This is a genomic window from Mycolicibacterium baixiangningiae (assembly GCF_016313185.1).
Taxonomy (GTDB): Bacteria; Actinomycetota; Actinomycetes; order Mycobacteriales; family Mycobacteriaceae; genus Mycobacterium; species Mycobacterium baixiangningiae.
Genome location: NZ_CP066218.1, coordinates 5,447,359 through 5,465,235, shown reverse-complemented (window position 1 = coordinate 5,465,235; position 17,877 = coordinate 5,447,359). Strand labels below are relative to the sequence as shown.

The 17,877-nt window shown below is 68.9% G+C and carries 16 protein-coding genes; 5 read left to right on the top strand and 11 right to left on the bottom strand.

All coding sequences use genetic code 11. The annotated features are described in order from the left end of the window. Nucleotides 1–16: 16 nt before the first annotated feature. Genes I7X18_RS26025 through I7X18_RS26010 form a run of 4 tightly spaced genes read right to left on the bottom strand, consistent with a single transcriptional unit; the run spans nt 17 to nt 7,360 of the window. Nucleotides 17–3,289: an arabinosyltransferase domain-containing protein gene (locus I7X18_RS26025; RefSeq protein WP_193046840.1), complete on the bottom strand. Its 3,273-nt coding sequence runs from the start codon at nt 3,287–3,289 to the stop codon at nt 17–19. Continuing rightward, entirely contained in the window at nt 3,282–5,159 is a 1,878-nt protein-coding gene (locus tag I7X18_RS26020) for a galactan 5-O-arabinofuranosyltransferase (RefSeq protein ID WP_198730570.1), read from the bottom strand. The genes I7X18_RS26025 and I7X18_RS26020 overlap by 8 nt, the downstream gene beginning before the upstream one ends. A gap of 49 nt (nt 5,160–5,208) precedes the next feature. Beyond that, nucleotides 5,209–5,976 (bottom strand): decaprenylphospho-beta-D-erythro-pentofuranosid-2-ulose 2-reductase, encoded by a 768-nt coding sequence (locus I7X18_RS26015; protein ID WP_193046839.1) that lies wholly within the window; start codon nt 5,974–5,976, stop codon nt 5,209–5,211. A 13-nt stretch (nt 5,977–5,989) separates the two neighbouring features. Beyond that, the gene (locus I7X18_RS26010) at nt 5,990–7,360 is read right to left on the bottom strand and encodes a decaprenylphosphoryl-beta-D-ribose oxidase (protein ID WP_193046838.1); all 1,371 of its coding nucleotides are present in this window, start codon (nt 7,358–7,360) and stop codon (nt 5,990–5,992) included. A gap of 109 nt (nt 7,361–7,469) precedes the next feature. Here I7X18_RS26010 and I7X18_RS26005 point away from each other — a divergent pair, with 109 nt between their 5' ends. Genes I7X18_RS26005 through I7X18_RS25995 form a run of 3 tightly spaced genes read left to right on the top strand, consistent with a single transcriptional unit; the run spans nt 7,470 to nt 10,170 of the window. Beyond that, entirely contained in the window at nt 7,470–9,305 is a 1,836-nt protein-coding gene (locus tag I7X18_RS26005; RefSeq protein ID WP_193046837.1) for an alpha/beta hydrolase, read from the top strand. Further along, nucleotides 9,302–9,865 carry an LppA family lipoprotein gene (locus tag I7X18_RS26000; RefSeq protein WP_232375334.1) on the top strand — a complete coding sequence of 188 codons (564 nt, stop codon included), beginning with the start codon at nt 9,302–9,304 and terminating at the stop codon, nt 9,863–9,865. Before I7X18_RS26005 ends, I7X18_RS26000 begins: the two co-directional genes overlap by 4 nt. Then, a complete protein-coding gene (locus I7X18_RS25995) occupies nt 9,862–10,170 on the top strand; it encodes a type VII secretion target (protein WP_193046836.1) in 309 nt (102 codons plus the stop codon). Before I7X18_RS26000 ends, I7X18_RS25995 begins: the two co-directional genes overlap by 4 nt. A gap of 6 nt (nt 10,171–10,176) precedes the next feature. Here I7X18_RS25995 and I7X18_RS25990 read toward each other — a convergent pair whose 3' ends face one another. Continuing rightward, nucleotides 10,177–10,572: a GtrA family protein gene (locus I7X18_RS25990; RefSeq protein ID WP_193046894.1), complete on the bottom strand. Its 396-nt coding sequence runs from the start codon at nt 10,570–10,572 to the stop codon at nt 10,177–10,179. 40 nt (nt 10,573–10,612) lie between these two features. Continuing rightward, nucleotides 10,613–12,025, bottom strand: a complete 1,413-nt coding sequence (gene pdxR / locus I7X18_RS25985; RefSeq protein WP_232375333.1) for a MocR-like pyridoxine biosynthesis transcription factor PdxR — start codon at nt 12,023–12,025, stop codon at nt 10,613–10,615. Nucleotides 12,026–12,074: 49 nt separating this feature from the next. Between pdxR and I7X18_RS25980 the strand changes: the two genes are divergently transcribed. Beyond that, complete coding sequence (locus tag I7X18_RS25980; protein WP_193046835.1) at nt 12,075–12,545, top strand: carboxymuconolactone decarboxylase family protein; 471 nt, start codon at nt 12,075–12,077, stop codon at nt 12,543–12,545. 19 nt (nt 12,546–12,564) lie between these two features. Next, complete coding sequence (locus I7X18_RS25975) at nt 12,565–13,323, top strand: phosphotransferase family protein (RefSeq protein ID WP_193046834.1); 759 nt, start codon at nt 12,565–12,567, stop codon at nt 13,321–13,323. Here the strand turns inward: I7X18_RS25975 and I7X18_RS25970 are convergent. The 5 genes from I7X18_RS25970 to wzt all read right to left on the bottom strand — a co-directional run bounded on the left by I7X18_RS25970 (nt 13,320) and on the right by wzt (nt 17,872). Further along, a complete protein-coding gene (locus I7X18_RS25970) occupies nt 13,320–13,643 on the bottom strand; it encodes a TFIIB-type zinc ribbon-containing protein (protein ID WP_193046833.1) in 324 nt (107 codons plus the stop codon). The two genes, I7X18_RS25975 and I7X18_RS25970, sit on opposite strands and share 4 nt — an antisense overlap. A gap of 128 nt (nt 13,644–13,771) precedes the next feature. After that, nucleotides 13,772–15,142, bottom strand: coding sequence for an outer membrane porin GjpA (gene gjpA, locus I7X18_RS25965; RefSeq protein WP_193046832.1), 1,371 nt, complete (start codon nt 15,140–15,142; stop codon nt 13,772–13,774). Between the two features lie 128 nt (nt 15,143–15,270). After that, the gene (gene wzm / locus I7X18_RS25960; RefSeq protein WP_193046831.1) at nt 15,271–16,101 is read right to left on the bottom strand and encodes a galactan export ABC transporter permease subunit Wzm/RfbD; all 831 of its coding nucleotides are present in this window, start codon (nt 16,099–16,101) and stop codon (nt 15,271–15,273) included. Then, complete coding sequence (gene glfT1 / locus I7X18_RS25955; protein ID WP_193046830.1) at nt 16,098–16,991, bottom strand: galactofuranosyltransferase GlfT1; 894 nt, start codon at nt 16,989–16,991, stop codon at nt 16,098–16,100. Before glfT1 ends, wzm begins: the two co-directional genes overlap by 4 nt. Beyond that, a complete protein-coding gene (wzt, locus tag I7X18_RS25950; protein ID WP_193046829.1) occupies nt 16,988–17,872 on the bottom strand; it encodes a galactan export ABC transporter ATP-binding subunit Wzt/RfbE in 885 nt (294 codons plus the stop codon). The genes glfT1 and wzt overlap by 4 nt, the downstream gene beginning before the upstream one ends. Nucleotides 17,873–17,877 lie beyond the last annotated feature (5 nt).

The window sequence follows — 17,877 nt, the reverse complement described above, 5'->3', positions numbered from 1 at the left end:
ATGGTAGGCGACGGACCTAGTGGCGAAGCGGCGCCGGGCTCCACAGGCCGCTGCGCGTTGTGGAACCGAGATCCAGGCGTGCCGGTACGGCGTCCCGGTAGAACGGCGTGAGCTGCTGCAGCGCACCCCAGTCGCGGAACCAGTCGTCCTTCAGGTACGTCGGCAGGGTCGCCGGGCGCAGCAGGAGTTCGGTGATGCCCAGTGGGCCGCCGCCGAGGTAGTCCATCACCGGCGAGTTGGCCTCGGCGCCGAACCGGTCCGGCATGATCCGCCACTTCGGCACCTCGACGACGCCGTCGCGGTGGTCGAACGGACGCTGGCAGGGGAAGGCCAGCCCGACCAGCCAGTCGAGCAGGACGGGGTCCTGCGAGCCGACCACGTCCTGCAGTGAGCGCAGTTCCGGGATCCGGGGCGGGGTCAGCGCGATCCAGTGCTCCGGGCTCAGGTCGTCGTCGTTGGCGACCAGCCGGATGCGGGTGGCCTCGGCGGGGATGGCGTCCAGCGGCACCCGCAGGTTGCGCCACGCCGGCGACGCCCCGACGTCGCCGAATCCGACGCTGCCGCCCGGGTCCGGATCGGCGCCGCCGTCGTCGGTGGCCCACTGCACCACCATGTCGCCGGGATCGAAGCGGCCGGCTGCCGACACCACCAGCAGCGGCCCGCGCGAACCGCGGTCGGGCAGCCGGTACCACGCCGAGCGCAGATCGGCCGGCGCCTGGGTGCCGCTTCGCCAGCTACCCAGCACGGGGGTGCGGGCCGGGTTCAGGTTGAAGGGCAGCCGGGCGCGGGATCCGTTGATGCCGGCGCGGGCGGTCGTGCCGCCCTCGGTGCCGGCCTCGTCGCCCGTCTCGTCGTCACCTTCGGTGTCGGCGAAGTTCGTCGCACCCGGTTGGTCCATCACGGCGTCCGCGGACACGTCGGACGGGATGCCGTTGGGGCTGAAACCCTGCGCCGCCGCGGCGCCCAGTGCGGCGCCGACGGGAACCCCGATGGGCGCGAGCAGTCCGGCGTTCGGATCCTGTTCGACCATCACGTCGTTGGCGAGCCCGCACGTCTTGCCGGTCAGCGCCTCGAGGTTGGACCGGCCGACCGTCCACGCCGGGTACTGGTCGACCATCGCCAGCGTCAGCGAGACCACCTCGAACATCACCACCAGCCATGCGGCGATCGCCAGCGGTGACTGCACGATCCGGCGCCACCGCCAGCGGCCGTCGTCGTCGGGGGAGGTGTCGCGTCCGGAGAAGTGGAACCACGCCGCCACGAGCAGCGCGAGCACGGACAGTCCGAGCAGCAGCGTGGTGAAGCCGAACTTGTATTCGGGGAACGAATTCGACCAGGGCACCCCGAAGTTCGAGACGTACCACCAGCCGTTGACGGTGGCGAACGACAGCGCGGCGACGAACAGCACCGTGGCCGCGAACATGGCCCGGTTGCGTCGCGACTTCATCGCCACGGCCATGACGGCGACGGCGGCCAGCGCGCCGAGGGACCCCGCGAGCCCGGCGAACACACCGAAGTGGTGGGTCCACTTGGTGGGGGTGAACATCATCGCGAAGAACGAGATGATCGTGATACCGATGATCCGCCGGCTCGGCCCTGCCGCGGTGCCGGGGATGCGGCCCTTGCGCAGCGTCATCGCCACGGACACGGCCAGCGCGAGCAGCAGGGTCAGCACCGCGAAACGCCGCGCCACCGAGCCGTCGGGGCTGGTGGTGAAGAGCCGCTCGTAGCGGATGTGCTCGTCGAACCAGCTCAGGCTCGGCCCGACCGCACTCTTGAAGGCGCTGGCCTGCAGTTCGCCGACCAGGGTCTGGTCGCGGAAGATCAGGATCGCGGTGACGGTGCCCGCGGCCAGGATCGGCGCCAGCAGGGCCAGGTAGCCGAACCGCGCGACATGCCGCGCCACGATCGTCTTCAGTGGCCCGACGGCGACCAGCAGGGCGCCGACGGCGGCGATGCCGGTCGGCCCGGAGAACAGGGTGAGCGCGCCGATGATGACCGCGATCGCGACCGGCAGCAGCCGGCTGGTGGCCACCCCGCGCTCCACCGAGCACCAGGTCAGCAGGATGCCCAGCGCGATGATCGGCTCGGGCCGCAGACCGTTGTTGAGTGGCAGCCAGACCGCCAGGAACATGCCCGCCGCCGTCCACGCCGCCGCGCGGTTGACCTTCACCGCGTGTCCGAGGCGCGGGATCACCTCCCGGCTGATCAACCACCAGCAGGCCAGCGCCATCAGCAGGGTCGGCAGCCGCATCCACACGCTGGCGGTGCTGACGTGCGACCACAGCGCGAGCAGGTCGTAGTACCAGCCGAACGGGGCTTCCGGTGTGCCGAACCAGCGGTAGTAGTTGGCCATGTAGCCGGACTGTTCGGACACCCGGGCCATGGTCAGGATGTAGCCGTCGTCGGCGGTGTTGGCGCCGACGAAGTGCCACCACACCAGCACGGCGGTGACCACACCGTCCAGCGGGGTCATCGACCACCAGCGCGACGGGAGGAACCGGCGGTGGCGCATCCCGTCGTCGGTGTCGAGGACGTGCAGCGCACCGAGCGCGATGACGGTCAGCGCGACGCCCGCGAACATCACCAGCAGCTTGAGCAGGGTGGGCGTACTGCTGTAGCGGGAGTCGACGGTGGCCGAGAACTGCAGACCGGGCGGGGCGGGCCCGGTCAGGTCGGTGAAGACGCCGACGATCTGCGGCCGGAAGTCGTAGCCGCTGCGTTCGCCGCGCAGCGGTTGGCCGGGGTCCTCTCCCGGTTCCACGTCGTCGGGGCCCTGGGTGAGGCCGACGAATTCGCCGGTGACCTTGTCGGCGTGGGCGGTGAACACCAACTGCCGGCACTGCGGGCTGAGCACTTCGTCCAGCGGCGCCGACACCACCGGCGTATTGCGGACGATGACCAGCAGGTCGTTGTTCACCCGCTCGATGAGCAGACCCCGGTCGACGGCCTTGGGCGCCTGTTTGGGCACGGTGGACAGCAGGACGGTGCGTCCGGTGTTCGCGGGTCCGGCCAGCCCGGCCGCCGCCCGGCACGGCACGGTGATCGTCAGATCGGTGGCGACGTAGCCGATCAGTGGGGCGTCGACGCTGCGCAGGACGCCGTCCTGCGGCCAGTTCAGCTCCGCGGTCGTCTGCTTCACCGGCAGCAGCGGGGTGGCCAGCGCCATCGCCGCGCCGAGCAGTCCCGCGACGATGGCGATGAGGCGCGCCGTCCGGTGGTTGCTCCCGACCGCAACCCCAGAGTTCACGGGCCTAGATGTTAACGGCCCGGCCTGGGCGTCAGTCATCGACTCTGATCGCCAACACGAACGGACCGATGTCGGAAACCTCGAAGCGCGGGTCGTCGAACAGTGCCGCGTCGAGCTTCACCTGATAGCGCCGCACGTTCGGGTGGTTGGGGTAGACGTCGGAGGCCAGCCGCAGGGTGTAGGTGTCCTCGGCGCCACGGCGCATCAGGAACACCGTCGGCGGATCCCACGGCATGCCGTCCAGCGCCGCCACGAACTGGTCGGCGTCACCGAGGGTCCGCCAGCTCTCGATGGCCTTCGCCCGCTCGTCGAACTGCGCGAGGGGGTTGGCGTAGTGCGACGTCAGACCCTGGAATCCGTAGTACGGGTAGTAGGACAGGAAGCTGTAGTCGGCGGTCAGCACGATCGTCTCGTTGCGGGGACGGCCGGTCGCGTCGAGGATCGCCGCGTCGATCTCGCGGTAGTAGCGTTCGGAGCCGGGCGGCCTGCGGTCGGCGCGCTGCCCGTAGCCGTCGGTGTCGCTGTAGGCCACGGCGATGTCCGGGCGGAGCACGTCGGGGATGTCCTGGCTGAAGGTGAGCGCCCCGATCGTGCCGACGGCACCCGCGGCCACCAGCAGCCGTCGGCTGGAGAAGTTCTCGGCCAGCCCGCGCGCCGCCTCGACGAACCCGAACACCCCGGCGGCGGACAGCAGGATCACCAGCGTCGGCTGCAGCCGGAACGACAGCAGCGTGGTGCCCGCCAGCGTGGTGAGCATCGACAGCAGCGACCACGCGTAGACCGCGAGCACGGCGATGGCCAGCGCCCCGGCCCGGGTGGAGGTGCGGGCGCGCACGACCAGCCAGACCGTGCCGACCAGGCACAGCGCGCCGAGCAGCGTGAAGCTGAGCATCGGGAAGGACAGCTGAGCGCCGTCGGCGGGCAGGTAGTGCTGGGCGGTGCCGGTGTCGGCGGGTGTGCCTTTCGCCGCCGCCAGAAGGTAGGGACCCCAGCCGATCAACGCGATCGCGCCGGAAATCACCGCGATCACCAGGAGCCGTAGCAGTGGTTCGATCGTTCGGCGGGCGACGGCGACCGTCAGCCCCATGAGCACCAGCGTGAACGCCGCATAACCCAACAGCAGTGTGTAGAACAGGGCCGCCACCCCGAGAAACACCCCGACGCCGACGATCGCGCCCCACCCGGCGTGCCCGATCCCCGAGTCGGCCCCCGCAAGCGGGAGGTACCCCCGTCGCTCCTGCCCGCCGTGCCGGCTCCCGGCCCGCAACCCCGACCATGCCAGGACGAACACCGGCGGCAGCAGCACCGCGACGATCGCGGCATACGGTTCGGCCGGCGAGTAGGCCAGCATCACCGCGGCGGTCGCGGTGGTGACGATCAGCGCGTACCGAAACCGGATCATCGCCGTCCACAACACATATGCGAGGACGACGGAGATCGCGATCGAGATGATCGCCCAGGGTTTGAACATCTCCCACGCGGGTGTGCCGGTCAGCGCGGCGAGCCGTCCGCCGAGCCAGAACCACCCGGGCGGATAGAACGGCGGCAACCCGTAGTAGGTCATGTCGTGCAGCGCCGCGGTGTCGGCGAAGCGGGTCAGGTATTCGGTGCGGAACTGCTGGTCCACCGAGATGCCGAACAGGTAGAGCTTGGTGGCGCCCAGCGGCATCGCCAGGGTCACGACGGCGAACGCGGACAGGAACACCGTCGACGCCGCGTGCGCCAGCAGGCGCCTGCCGCGCTGGTGCGCCCACGCCGCCGCGAACAGCCCTGCCAGAGCGCCGAATTGGCCGACGGTGGTCAGCGCGTGCAGTTGATTCGACGAGTTGTAGGCCGGCCACTCGACCCGCGCGATCGCCGCGAGGGCCACGACCGCGACGGCGGCGGCGATCAGCGCCGCCACCACCATCCGGCCCGCGACTTTCAACGGGGCGGCCAGCGAGTTCGTGCCCACCGGGTTAGATGGGCAGCTTGCGGAAGATGGGCCGCGGAATGTGGCGCAGCACCATCATCACGTAGCGGAACGCCCCCGGCGCCCAGACCAGATCCTTACCCTTGGCCGACGCGGTCACCGCCAGTTCGGCGACGTATTCCTTGTCCACGGTCAGCGGCGCTTCCTTGACGTGGGCGCTCATCCGGGTCCGCACCTGACCGGGGCGGATGACGAGGACGTGAACGCCGTACTCGCGCAGCGCTTCTCCGAGTCCGAGATAGAAACCGTCGAGCCCGGCCTTGGTGGACCCGTAGACGAAGTTCGACCGCCGCACGCGCTCACCGGCAGCCGAGCTCATCGCGATGATCTGACCGAAGCCCTGTTCGCGCATCTTCTCGCCGAGCAGCACGCCGACCGAAACCGCCGCGGTGTAGTTGATCTCGGCGATCTGCACGGCTTTGCGCTGGTTCTGCCACAGCTCCTCGGCGTCACCGAGCAGCCCGAACGCGACGATCGCCACGTCGATGTCGCGGGCGCCGGCTTCGCACGCCCGGTCGATCACATCGGGGTGGCTCGCGGTGTCCACCGCGTCGAAGTCGATGACCTCGACGGATTTGGCTCCCGCGCTGCGCATCTGAGCGACGGCGGCGTCGCGGCCGGGATCGTCGGGCAGCGCGGCGAGCACGATGCGGGCGGGCGCGTCGCGCAGGTAGCGCTCGCAGATCGCCAACCCGATCTCCGAGGTCCCGCCGAGCAGCAGGATGGTCTGGGGGTTACCTACGGCGTCAAGCATGTGTGCGCACCATTCAGAGCAGCTCCAAACGTCGGGCCATGTCCGAGGCGAACACCCCGTCGGGGTCGACCCGACGGCGCACGGCGATCCACTCGTCGATGCGCGGGTACATGGCGTGGAAGGTGTCGGCGGTGGTGCGGGAGTCCTTGGCGGTGTAGAGCCGCCCGCCGAACCGCAGCACCCGGTGGTCGAGTCCGCTGATGAACTCACCGAGCCCGGGTTTGATCGGGAAGTCGACGCAGACGTTCCAGCCGGGGATCGGAAAGCTCAGCGGCGCTTTGTTTCCGGGGCCGAACAGTTTGAACACGTTGAGGAACGAGTAGTGGCCGGAGCGCTGGATGTCGACGAGGATGGCCTTGAATTCGTCGACGGCCTCGGTGGGCACCACGAACTGGTACTGCAGGAACCCGTCGCTGCCGTAGGCACGGTTCCACTCCCCGAACATGTCGAGCGGGTGGTAGAACTGCGTCAGGTTCTGGACCTTACCGCGGTAGGTGCCCGATTTGCGGTACCACAGCTCGCCGATCGGTCCGAACGTCCACTTGTTCGCCAGCCCGTTGGGAAACACGTCGGGGAACGTGAGCAGTTGCGGCGCATCGAATTTCAGTGGATTGCGTTGCAGCTTCCTGGGCAGCTGGTCGAGGGTGGCCAGCGAGCCGCGGGAGATGGCGGCACGGCCGAGTTTGGGCGGCGGGCTGATCGCGTCGAACCAGGCGCTGGAGTAGGAGTAGTTCGCCTCGCTGCCGTCGCTGTGGAAAGCGATGGTCTCGTCGAGGTCGGCGGTGACGTCGCCGTCGGCGATGAAGTAGGCGGTCTCCGTCGGCGTCATCGCGATGGTGGCGCGCAGGATGATGCCGGTCAACCCGTTGCCCCCGACGGTCGCCCAGAAGAGGTCGGCGTCCTTGCCCCGCGGTTTGATGGTGCGCACGGTGCCGTCGGCGGTGAGCAGGTCCATCGAGCGGACGTGGTTGCCGAAGCTGCCCGCGCTGTGGTGGTTCTTCCCGTGGATGTCGCACGCGATCGCGCCGCCGACGGTGACCTGGCGGGTGCCGGGCAACACCGGAACCCACAGTCCTAGCGGCAGTGCCGCCCGCATCAGCTGGTCGAGGTTGACCCCGGCGTCGACGTCCACGAGATGGCTGTCGCTGTCCATGGTGTGGATGCGGTTGAGCGCGGTCATGTCGACGACGAGGCCGCCGCCGTTCTGGGCGTTGTCCCCGTAGGACCGGCCCAGTCCGCGGGCGATGATCCCGCGTTGCGGATCGTCGGCGACCCGCGCGACGGCGTTGACGATCACCTCGGGGTCGGGCGTCGACAGCACCTGCGCCACGGTGGGCGCGGTACGGGCCCAACCGGTGAGCCGCCTGGTCGTGGTCTGCAACATCGTGACGAGGGTACCGCTTCGGTCCGGCGGGTCAGCGCAGCCGCAAAGTGGTGCGCACGCCATGCGGGGCTCGACGGTAACCTGATGATCGGCGCTGGGGGGTTGGTACATGCAGCTGAGCGATATCGACACCTGGAATGTCGGCGCGCTGCAGTCCATCTCCTTCGAGCTCGGTGCCGAACTCGAGAACATCGAGGGTGTCACGTCCGACCTCGAGATGATCTCCCGATTACCCGGCTGGGACTCTCCGGCCGCAGACGCCGCCCGCGGCAAGATCCACGAGAGCAAAGGCAAGGTGCTCGACGACGTCGCGGTGATCGGCGCGGTGGCCCAGCTGGCCGAGGAGACCTCCGCCGCGGTGGCGGAACTGCAATCCGAGCTCGCCGCCCTGCGTGCCGACGTCGCAGCGCAGGGCGGGCTGCTCACGCTCGCCGACAACGGCGACGTCACGATTACCGCGCCCGCCGACATGCACGACGAGTTACAGCCGATCGCCGACGACCTCGAGTCGCGGGCGAAGGCACTCATTCATCAGGGCCAGGACGTGGACGCCGACTGCGCCGAGGTGTTCGCGAACCTGGCCGAGGGCGACGTCACCGCCAATGGCGCCACCGACTTCGCCGGCGCGCACCAGATGGGCCGCGATCACTCCGGGTTGTCCGCGCCGTACCCGCCGGAGGGCGACGGCGTCGCACCCAACGACGTCAACGCCTGGTGGGAAGCGTTGTCGGTAGAGGAGCAGCGCAAAGTCGTGGCCGAGCATCCCGAATGGGTCGCCAACCGCGACGGTGTCCCGGTAGCGGTACGCAGTGAAGTGAACAAGGCCACGCTGGACCGGCAGCTCGACGAAGCGCAGCGCGACGTCGACTCGACACCCACCCTGCAGCAGTACCTGAAGGACAAGGGTGTGCCGCTGGACCGCCGGGCCTACGGTCACGTGCAGGACTACAACCAGATGGTGGCGGACCGTAACGCCCGCTTGGCGGACCTGAAAGCGATGAAGGAAGCGCTTTCGGCCGACGGAAAGGACGACCCGAACAAGTACCTGATGCTGCTGGAGTTTCCCGAGGGCCGCGAACCCCGGGCGGCCATCGCCGTGGGGAATCCGGACGAAGCCCAGCACGTCGCCGTCACCACCCCCGGAGTGGGCACGACACCGGAGAGCCTGCCCGGAATGGTCAACGAGGCCAGCGCCCTGCGCTCCGAGACACAGAATCAGCTCGCGCTGGCGGGGCGACAAGGTGAGCAGGTCTCCGCGATCGCCTGGCTGGGCTACGAGCCGCCCGACAAGGACGACATCTCGGTGCTCGAGGCCGGATTCGACAGCCGGGCCAACGAGGCGGCGCCCGATCTCGCCGAGTTCTACCGGGGGATCAACGCCACCAACGAGAACGGTTCGGATGTGCACCTGTCAGCGTTCGGCCACTCCTACGGCTCGCTGACGACCGCACAGGCGCTCAACGAACTCGGCCAGCCCGGCGTCGTCGACGATGCGGCGTTCTACGGCTCACCCGGCCTCGGGTTCACCAACGACAGCGTGACGCACCACAACGCCCAGGGTGTGCCGATCGAGACCCACCCACCGATCCGGGACGAGTCCGATCTCTACCTCGCGGACGGGCACGCCTATGTGATGTCGGCCCCCGGTGACCCGATATCGGGGGATCCGAAGTGGGGTCCCATTCCGTTGCCGTCGGCCGGAGACCTCGGCGCGTTCGGTCCCAACCCCTTGACGCTGCCGCTCGAGCAACTGTCGGCCGGTGCCGCGACCACGCCGGACGGCGTTTCTCGTCAGGGCGCCGACTCGCACGCCGACTACCCCCGTCCGGTCGAGTTGCCCAGCGGGGAGAAGATCCTGCGGACACCGGCATACAACCTCGCGGTGATCGCCGCGGATCTGGGAGACGTCGCGACCAGGAGCGGAGAGGACAGGTTGGTGCGGTGAGGGAATCGAGGGTGCCCCACTTCCGGCGGCGCGCAGCGGCCGTCCTGACGGCGCTGGTCTTCACGTGCGGCTGTGGCGGAGGTGGTGGCGGTGACTACGACTCGCCGATCGTGAACGAGGAGATACCTGTGGCCGACATCGCGGAGCTACCGGACATCGAGCAGACCAGATCGCAGATGCTGGAGTTGATCGAGCGGGTGCGCGCGGAAGTGTCGCAGGTCGTGCCCGCCAGCGCGCCGTGGCAATGGGCGTATGACGAAGCCCGCTCGGGGTGCACCCAAGAGGCGACGGGCCACAAGGGCACCTCGCTGTACTTCGCCAAGCTGACGTCGCCGATCTCCTTCGATGACCAGCAGTGGGACCTGGTGTATCCCGCTGTGCAGCGGATGGCGGCCGAGGCCGGTCTGACCGAAGTCACGGCGATGGCGAACTCCACTGGCAACCATGACGTGCGGTTCAGCAGCCAAGACGGTCGCACGCTGGTGTTCGGATCGCGGGAAGCGTCGTTGATCACGGGTTCCATCGCGTGCCGGCGTTCGGCCGGGAGCGCCGCGCCATGAGCGATGTGTACGTGGTGCCCGCCGAGGTACGCCGGTCAGCTGATCAGATGCACGTCGTGGCCCAGGAGGCCGCGATGAGTCGATCCGGGGTGGCCGACAGCATCGCCGGACAGACGGCGGCGTGGAAACAAGCAGGGACGCCCGGGTATTCGAAGTTCATCGCCATCCTCGAGGCGCAGGCCGAGCGCCTGCGCGCCGATCTGACCGACCTCGGCGACAAGCTGCGCGCCGCGGCCGACGTGTATGACCGGCAAGACCAGGAAGGCGGCGACGCGCTGGACCGATCGGTGGGCGGCACGGACTGAGGCGCGCTACCGCAACCGGAAGATCACCGCGCGCTGCACGATGAAGTTGATCACCGTCGCGGTGCCCTGGGCGATGACGAACGCCACCGGCACCCGCCAGGGCTTGTCGTCCCAGGCCGTGTAGAAGGCGTAGTTGATGCCGACCTGCACGGCGTACGTCGTCGCGTAGAGCCCGCACACCGCGAGGAACCGGGCCCGGCTGGGAGGTGCTTGGAAGGTCCAGCGCCGGTTGATCAGATAGGCGGTTGTAGTGCCTGCGATGAAGCTGAGCGTCTTGGCGATGTTGACGTGCAGACCCACTTCGAGCAGCAGCACGTAGAGGCCGAAGTCGACGATCGCGGCGAGGCCGCCGGTGGCGAGGAACCGCCACACCTGCGTGGTCAGCGGCAGCTGGGGCGATATGGGGGGCTCGGCCACCCTGGCAGCTTATGCGGTGCCGCGCTCAGCGCAGCGCCGTGTTCAGGACGCCGCACAGCGCGTCGAGCGCCGCGGGGAAGGCGTGTTCGGCGGGTGCGCCGAAACCGATGATCACGCCGTCGGGGTCGGCGACGTCCGGTCCGGCCGCGGGGTGGCGCATGACGGACAGGCCGGTCAGCGCGATACCTGCGTTGCCGGCGCGTTGCAGCACCTCGTGCTCGACGCCGTCGGGCAGGGTCAGCAGCGCATTGAGCCCCGCTGCCAGACCGCGGATCTCGACGTCGAACGGGGCGAGTGCGTCGACGAGCCGGTCGCGCCGCCTCCGGTACCGCATCCGCATCCGGCGGATGTGTCGGTCGTACTGGCCGCTGGTGATGAAATCCGCCATGGTCAGCTGCGCCAGGGAGTCGACGAAGAACTGGCTGCCGCCCGCGGCGGCCAGCACGGGTTCGACGAGGTGGTCGGGCAGCACCATCCACCCCAGCCGCAGCGCCGGCGCCAAACTCTTGCTGACCGAGCCGAGGTAGATCACCCGGTCGGGCGCGAGGCTCTGCATCGCACCGACGGGCTGGCGGTCGTAGCGGAACTCGCCGTCGTAGTCGTCCTCGAGGACGTAGCCGCCGCGGCGCTGCGCCCACTCGACGGCGGCGGTGCGGCGGGTGGGGTGCAGCGGCATTCCGTGCGGGTTGTGGTGGGCCGGGGTGAGCAGGACGGCGGGCACGTCGTACTGGTCGAGGTCGCTGATCACCGCACCGTGCTCGTCGAGGCCGATGGGCGCCGTCGACGAGCCCAGCGCGCTGATCGCGTCGCGAAAGATGAACAGGCCGTAAGCTTCGACGGCGATCGGCCGCTGCGGGCCGAAGACTCGCGTGAGCAGTTCGACCGCATGCCGCACGCCCGCGCAGATGACGATCGTCTCCGGTGAGGTGCGCACGCCGCGCACCCGCCCGAGGTAGTCGGCGAGCGCCTCGCGCAGTTCCTGACGGCCGCGTGGATCGCCCATCCACAACGCTTCGTTCGGAGCGTTGGTCAGCGCGCGCCGTGCGGAGGTGAGCCAGGCGCCGCGCGGGAACTCCGACACGTCGGGGGAGCCGGGCATCAGGTTGTGGCGCGCGGTCGTGCGTCGTCCGCGCGGCCGGGTGCTCAGTTGTCGCGCGCCGGTGTTCACCACCCAGGTGCCTGCGCCCTGCCGCGACGCCAGCCAGCCTTCGGCGACGAGTTCGGCGTAGGACTCGGCGACCGTGTTGCGGGCGATGCCGAGGTCGGCGGCCAGCGTGCGCGACGGCGGGAGCGTGGTGCCGGGGGTGAGCCGGCCCGAGCGGACGGCATCGCGCAGCGCGTTGATCAGCAGGTCGCGCACCCCGCGGGCGCCGGGCCGGATCACCTCGCGCAGGTCGAGGTGCAGGTCGCGCGCCCCCGAATTGGCCCACGAAGTCACGTCACAATTGAACCATCTGCGTGGGTTTTTCGGGACTACCGTTCGAGATATGACACAGACACTGAATGCCGGGACCAGCGGCCGCATCAAGATGTTCAAGGTCGCTCCGGAGCTCTACGGCGCGATGATGACGCTGTCGGACGCGTCCGCGAAAGACGTCGACCCGACCATCGGCGAGCTGATCAAGATCCGCGCCTCGCAGATCAACGGCTGCGCATTCTGCCTCGACATGCACACCCGCGACGCCCGCACCCACGGCGAGACCGACCAGCGGCTGGCGTTGGTGGCCGCATGGGACGAGGCGGGCGACCTCTTCACCGAACGGGAGCGCGCCGCACTGGCACTGACCGAGGCCGTCACCGAGGTCGCCGAGCGGGGCGCGGTCAGCGACGAGGTGTACCAGCAGGCCGCCGAGGTCTTCACCGACCGCGAACTGGGTCAGCTGATCGCGATGGCAGTGACCATCAACGCGTGGAACCGGATCAACCTCGCCGCACCGCAGTCGATCCCGCGCCGCTGAAACCAATACGGTCGGGAGTGTGCAGACCCGGTCCGGTGCGGAGATCACGTTCGACGGTGACGTCGTGACGAAGCTGCACCGGCCCGGGACCGATCCGCGCGCACTGCGGACGCGGCTGACGGTGGCCGACGAACTGCACGAGACCCTGCTGGCGCCGCTGACGGTGGTGCCCGAACGGGCCGGCGCGCGGTGGAGGAGCCGATGGCCCCGCGTGGACGTCGTGGTGCCGCAACCGGAGCTGCTGCCGTGGGCGGAGGCCGGGGCGCTGCTCGCGCGGTTGCATGCCCAGCCGGTCGCGGCGCGGCTCCCGCACGGATGGCCGGTCCGGCTGCGGCGGGCCGTCGAGCGGCTGCGGGGGACGGGGGCCGCCGCGGAGGCGGTGCGGCGTGCGGTGGTCGGACTACCGCCGCAGGTGTGGCGCGTCGGCTCGCCGGGCCGGCCAAGCACGGTCGTGCACGGAGACTTCCACCTCGGCCAGCTCGGCCGCCGAGCGTCTGGTCAACCGTGGGTGCTCATCGACATCGACGATCTCGGGGTCGGCGATCCCGCCTGGGACCTTGCGCGGCCCGCGGGGTTCTGGGCGGCCGGGCACATCCCGGACGACGACTGGTCGGCGTTCCTCGGCGCATACCGGCAGGCCGGCGGCGCAGCACTAATCGCTGCGTCCGCCGACCCGTGGCCGGTGCTCGAACCGTTCGCCAGGGCGGCCGTGGTCGCCGCGGCGGTCAACCACCCGGACGACGATCTGCTTGTCGAAGCCTGTGCGCGGATGATCTAGCTGGAGAAGAACAGCCGTCCGAAGCCCTGTTTGCGGTAGTGCTTGTTACCGTGCTGGCCCCAGCCAGGACCGTATCCGTGGCCCCCGCCGTAGGACTGCTGGGGCGGGGGCAGCGGAGCCTGCGCGAAGCGGCTCTCCATCTGCGTGAGCGCCTCGAGTTCCCCGAAGTCGAGAAAGATGCCGCGGCAGCTGTCGCATTGCTCGAGGTGGATGCCGTTGCGCTCGTAGGTTTTCATCGCCCCGGAGCACTTCGGGCATCGCAGCGTGTTGCTGCCGCCCGGTGTCGAGGACGTCGGCGGTTGGTATGGCGGGATGCTCATATCGCCATAACGCTAAAGCATCCTGGGAAGTGCCTGTGCGAAATAACCGCCCGCGTTCGTAACCTGACGGCGGGAAATCGCCCGGATTTCCGCCGTGCGGTCACGAACGCGGGCGGCACCCCTCGTGATTACTCGCTCGCCGACTTCTCCGAAGGGGACGCCTTGTCCGCGGCGGGTGCCTTCTGCTCTTTCGGAGTCTTCTTGCCGCCGTTGGTGAGGCGCTTGCCCAGGTCGTTCGCCGCCGCCCTGAGGTTGTCGCCGGTCGCCTTGAGGGCGCCTGCGATCTTGGCGCCCGGATTGGGTTTCTTCGTGACCGGCTTGGCGACCGTCTCGTCGCCGTTGTCCTGATCGACGGGGGCCGCGGTCTCGTCGGCGTTCACCTGCTCGACCGGCGCGGGGGTCCCGCTCTCGGCGCTCCCCTCGGGTGCGGGCGCGCCCTCCGGTGCCGGATCGCCTGACGTGACCTCTTCGGTGCCGGTGCCGGTGCCGGTGCCGGTGCTGGTCTCGGTCACCGTGATCGACGTTGTCGACGCCTTCAAGAGCGAGGTGTCGTCGGCGGAACGCGGCAGCGCCGGCGACGGTGGTGCGTCGTCCGCTTCCAGCGGGTTCCCCGTGCCGTCCCAGCCGATGGCCCGCGCGATTGCCTTGGAGAGGTTGATCAGCGAACCGATGGCGCCCGGTCCTACTCCTGCTGCCAGCGTGCTGGTCTCCCCGCCGATGACGAGGCCGAGATCGAGGGCGTTGAAGATCGACCCTCCGGGACTCAGCAGACCACCGAAGGTGATCCCCACCGCGAGCGGAAAGCCCAGGGCCTCCAACTCCAGCCCTACAGCCGAGAGCACGGGGGTGAGGTCGAGAGTCTGTCCACCGTTGAGGAAGGCGTCGGCCATGGCGGCGGGAACGTTGATCAGCGTGTTCAGCGCCGCTTCGGGATCGGGTGCCTCGCTCGTGAGGTTCCCGACGATCGATTGGACGCTCGCCGCCAGGGCCAGCACCGGACCGATCACCGGGCCGACGAGCCCCAGCAGCACGCCACTGAGTGGGCTCGCCGAGAAGTCGATCAGCGGTTGGAGATCGGCGGGCAGCACGTCCAGCAGCGGGAGGAGGTCAAACAGCGCCACGTGCGCGGGGTCGAGTGATCCCACCAGATCCGGGGCGAACGGCGCCTCGAAGCCGGCCTGCAGATTGGTCAGGAGCTGTCCGGCGATCGCTTCGAAGTTTGGGAGCTCGCTCAGGTATCCGAGCTGGTTGACGATCACCTGCTGCAGCACCGGGAACGGCGCTTCGGCCCAGCCGTCGGCGAGGCCCGTGAGGTTCGTTTCGGCCTGCCCGAGGAGGTCGACCCACGGGGTGAAGGGGTCGACGGCGGCGGAGAGCTGTACCGACGGATTGGCCACCTTGACGTCGGGCAGCGGCGGTGCGACTGGAGATAATGCGATGACGCTGGCCCCGACCAGGGCGATTCCGGCAGTCGTATACGGACGAAGTCGTGATTCCACTTCGGTTTCCTTACGGTTACGTAAATATCGGCAGCGCGACCGTAACTCTCAAACCGATCGAGAATTCGTTGAATTGTCCTTTTCACAGCAAGGAGCTTCTTGCCGATTCAACTCGGGTCCCGGATCCGTCACACCCAGTACGGCACGCGCGCGCGGTACTGCTTCATCGCGAGCGCCGCCAGCGTCCAGCCGATCACCGTCAGCACGATGACGACGATCCAGTGCCGCAGCTCCTGGTCGGCGCCCAGCAGCGGGGCCCGCACGATGTCGAGGTAGTGCAGCAGTGGGTTGAGCTCGACGAGCTTCGCCCACTGCCCGGCACCCTGGGCCTGCAGCGTCGCCTCGTTCCAGATGATCGGCGTCATGAAGAACAGCAGCTGCACGATGCTGTTGAGCAGTGGACCGATATCGCGGTAGCGGGTCGCGAGGATGCCGAAGCACAGCGACACCCACACGCAGTTCAGCATGATCAGCGCGAGCGCCGGGATCACCGACAGGTCGGCCCAGTTCCACGGCTTCGGAAAGATGATCGCGATGACGACGAAGATGATGATGTTGTGCGCGAACAGGATCATCTGCCGCCACACCAGCCGGTAGACGTGCACCGACAGCGGTGTCGGCAGCTGTTTGATCAGGCCCTCGTTGGCGATGAACACGTCGGCGCCCTCGAGGATCGACGCGTTGATCAGGTTCCAGACGATCAAGCCCATCGTCACGTACGGAAGGTGTTCGGAGAGCTCCAGTTTGAACAGCTTCGAGTACAGCAGCCCCATGGCGACGGCGGTGGCACCGGTGGCGATGGTGATCCAGAACGGGCCCAGCACCGACCGGCGGTAGCGCTGTTTGATGTCCTGCCAGCCCAGGTGCAGCCACAGCTCGCGCTTGTGGAACCCCTCCCGAAGGTCACGCCATGCGCGGGCCATCGTCTTCGACTGCGCTGAAGCGTCGACGAACGTCATGTGCCCGGCCTCCCGAATTTCTCCTCACGACCAAGACGGCGCAACCGGATCCACTCCCGCAGTCCGGGGACGTCGCGGCGGGACACCAGGAAGTACCAGCCGAACCGCACCCACTCCTGTGGCAGCAGCTTGCGCAGCCCCGGCTGGGACAACAGGTATCCGCGATTGCGGTAGGTGAAGAAGCGTTTGGTCGCGTCGTCGGGATACTGCGTGTGCATGCGCCCGCCGAGGATCGGTTTGAATTCGTCAGTGCCGCACGGGTGGACGTAGGTCGCTCTCAGACAGGTGCCGAACGGCAGCCCCGAGCGCACGAGGCGGCGGTGCAGTTCCACCTCGTCGCCACGGACGAACAGGCGCAGATCCGGCACTCCGACCGCCTCGATCGTCGACGCGCGGAACAGCGCGCCGTTGAACAGCGAGGCGATGCCCGGCAACAGATCCCCCTCACCGAGTTGGGAGACGCGTCGCCGCCACGCCAGCCCCCGGCGCAGCGGGAACGCCAACCGGGTCGGGTCGTCGATGTCGCACACCATCGGCGACACCTCGGCCAGCCCGTGGCGCTCGGCACAGGACAGCAGCGTATCGAGCACCGACGGACCCAGCGGCCGCCCGTCGTCGTCGGCCAGCCACACCCAGTCCGCGCCCGCGGCGAGCGCATGCAGCATGCCGAGCGCGAAACCGCCTGCGCCGCCGAGGTTGCGGCGCGACCCCAGATAGGTCGACGGGATCGGTTGGCCGGCGACCAGGTCGCGCACCTGGGAGTCGTCGTCGTTGTCGACGACGATCAGCCCGTCGGGCCGCCTGGTCTGGGCGGACAGCGCGTCGAGCGATCGCGCCAACGACTCCGGACGCCGGTGGGTGACCACGACGGCGTAGACGGCCTCAGTCATCGGGCGGGCTCGTCGGCGGCTGGATTCTCCTCGCGCGAGCGCTCGTCGGCGGCTGGATTCTCCTCGCGCGAGCGCTCGTCGGGCGACCAGTCCCCGCGGTGCTCGTCGAGCACTTCGCGCACGTGCCGCGCGGCGTCCTCGCCCTCGTAGGCCCGCACGACATCCTCGATGTCGCCCGCCATCTTGATGGTGCCGTGGTCGATCCACATCGCGGTCTTGCACAGCCGTGCGAGGAACTCGTTGGAATGGCTGGCGAACACCAGGATTCCCGAGCGCTCGACCAGGCTCTGCAGCCGCGACTGCGCCTTCTTGAGGAATTCGGCGTCGACGGCTCCGATACCCTCGTCGAGCAGCAGGATCTCCGGGTCGATACTCGTGACGACACCCATCGCCAACCGCACGCGCATACCGGTCGAGTAGGTGCGCAGCGGCATGGACAGGTAGTCGCCGAGTTCGGTGAACTCGGCGATCTCGTCGATCTTGGCCATCATCTGTTTGCGGGTCTGACCGAGGAACAGCCCGCGGATGACGATGTTCTCGAATCCGGAGATCTCCGGATCCATGCCCACCCCGAGGTCGAACACGGGCGCGACCCGGCCGGTGACGGTGGCAGATCCGCGGGTCGGTTCGTAGATACCCGACAGCAGCCGCAGCAGCGTCGACTTGCCCGCGCCGTTGTGCCCGACCAGCCCGACGCGGTCACCGAGTTCCAGCGACATCGTGATGTCGCGAAGCGCCTCGATGACGACGACGTTCGACTCGTTGCGGCCGATCGCGCCGCCGGCCTTACCGAGGAACGCCTTCTTCAGCGACCGGGTCTTGGCATCGAAAATGGGGAATTCGACCCATGCGTCACGGGTCTCGATACGAGGAACTGCCACCGGTG

Coding starts and splice junctions, on each gene's coding strand:
- I7X18_RS26025 (WP_193046840.1), bottom strand. CDS start 3,289: ATGACTGACGCCCAGGCCGGGCCGTTAACATCTAGGCCCGTGAACTCT.
- I7X18_RS26020 (WP_198730570.1), bottom strand. CDS start 5,159: ATGGTGGTGGCGGCGCTGATCGCCGCCGCCGTCGCGGTCGTGGCCCTC.
- I7X18_RS26015 (WP_193046839.1), bottom strand. CDS start 5,976: ATGCTTGACGCCGTAGGTAACCCCCAGACCATCCTGCTGCTCGGCGGG.
- I7X18_RS26010 (WP_193046838.1), bottom strand. CDS start 7,360: ATGTTGCAGACCACGACCAGGCGGCTCACCGGTTGGGCCCGTACCGCG.
- I7X18_RS26005 (WP_193046837.1), top strand. CDS start 7,470: ATGCAGCTGAGCGATATCGACACCTGGAATGTCGGCGCGCTGCAGTCC.
- I7X18_RS25995 (WP_193046836.1), top strand. CDS start 9,862: ATGAGCGATGTGTACGTGGTGCCCGCCGAGGTACGCCGGTCAGCTGAT.
- I7X18_RS25980 (WP_193046835.1), top strand. CDS start 12,075: ATGACACAGACACTGAATGCCGGGACCAGCGGCCGCATCAAGATGTTC.
- I7X18_RS25970 (WP_193046833.1), bottom strand. CDS start 13,643: ATGAGCATCCCGCCATACCAACCGCCGACGTCCTCGACACCGGGCGGC.
- wzm (WP_193046831.1), bottom strand. CDS start 16,101: ATGACGTTCGTCGACGCTTCAGCGCAGTCGAAGACGATGGCCCGCGCA.
- glfT1 (WP_193046830.1), bottom strand. CDS start 16,991: ATGACTGAGGCCGTCTACGCCGTCGTGGTCACCCACCGGCGTCCGGAG.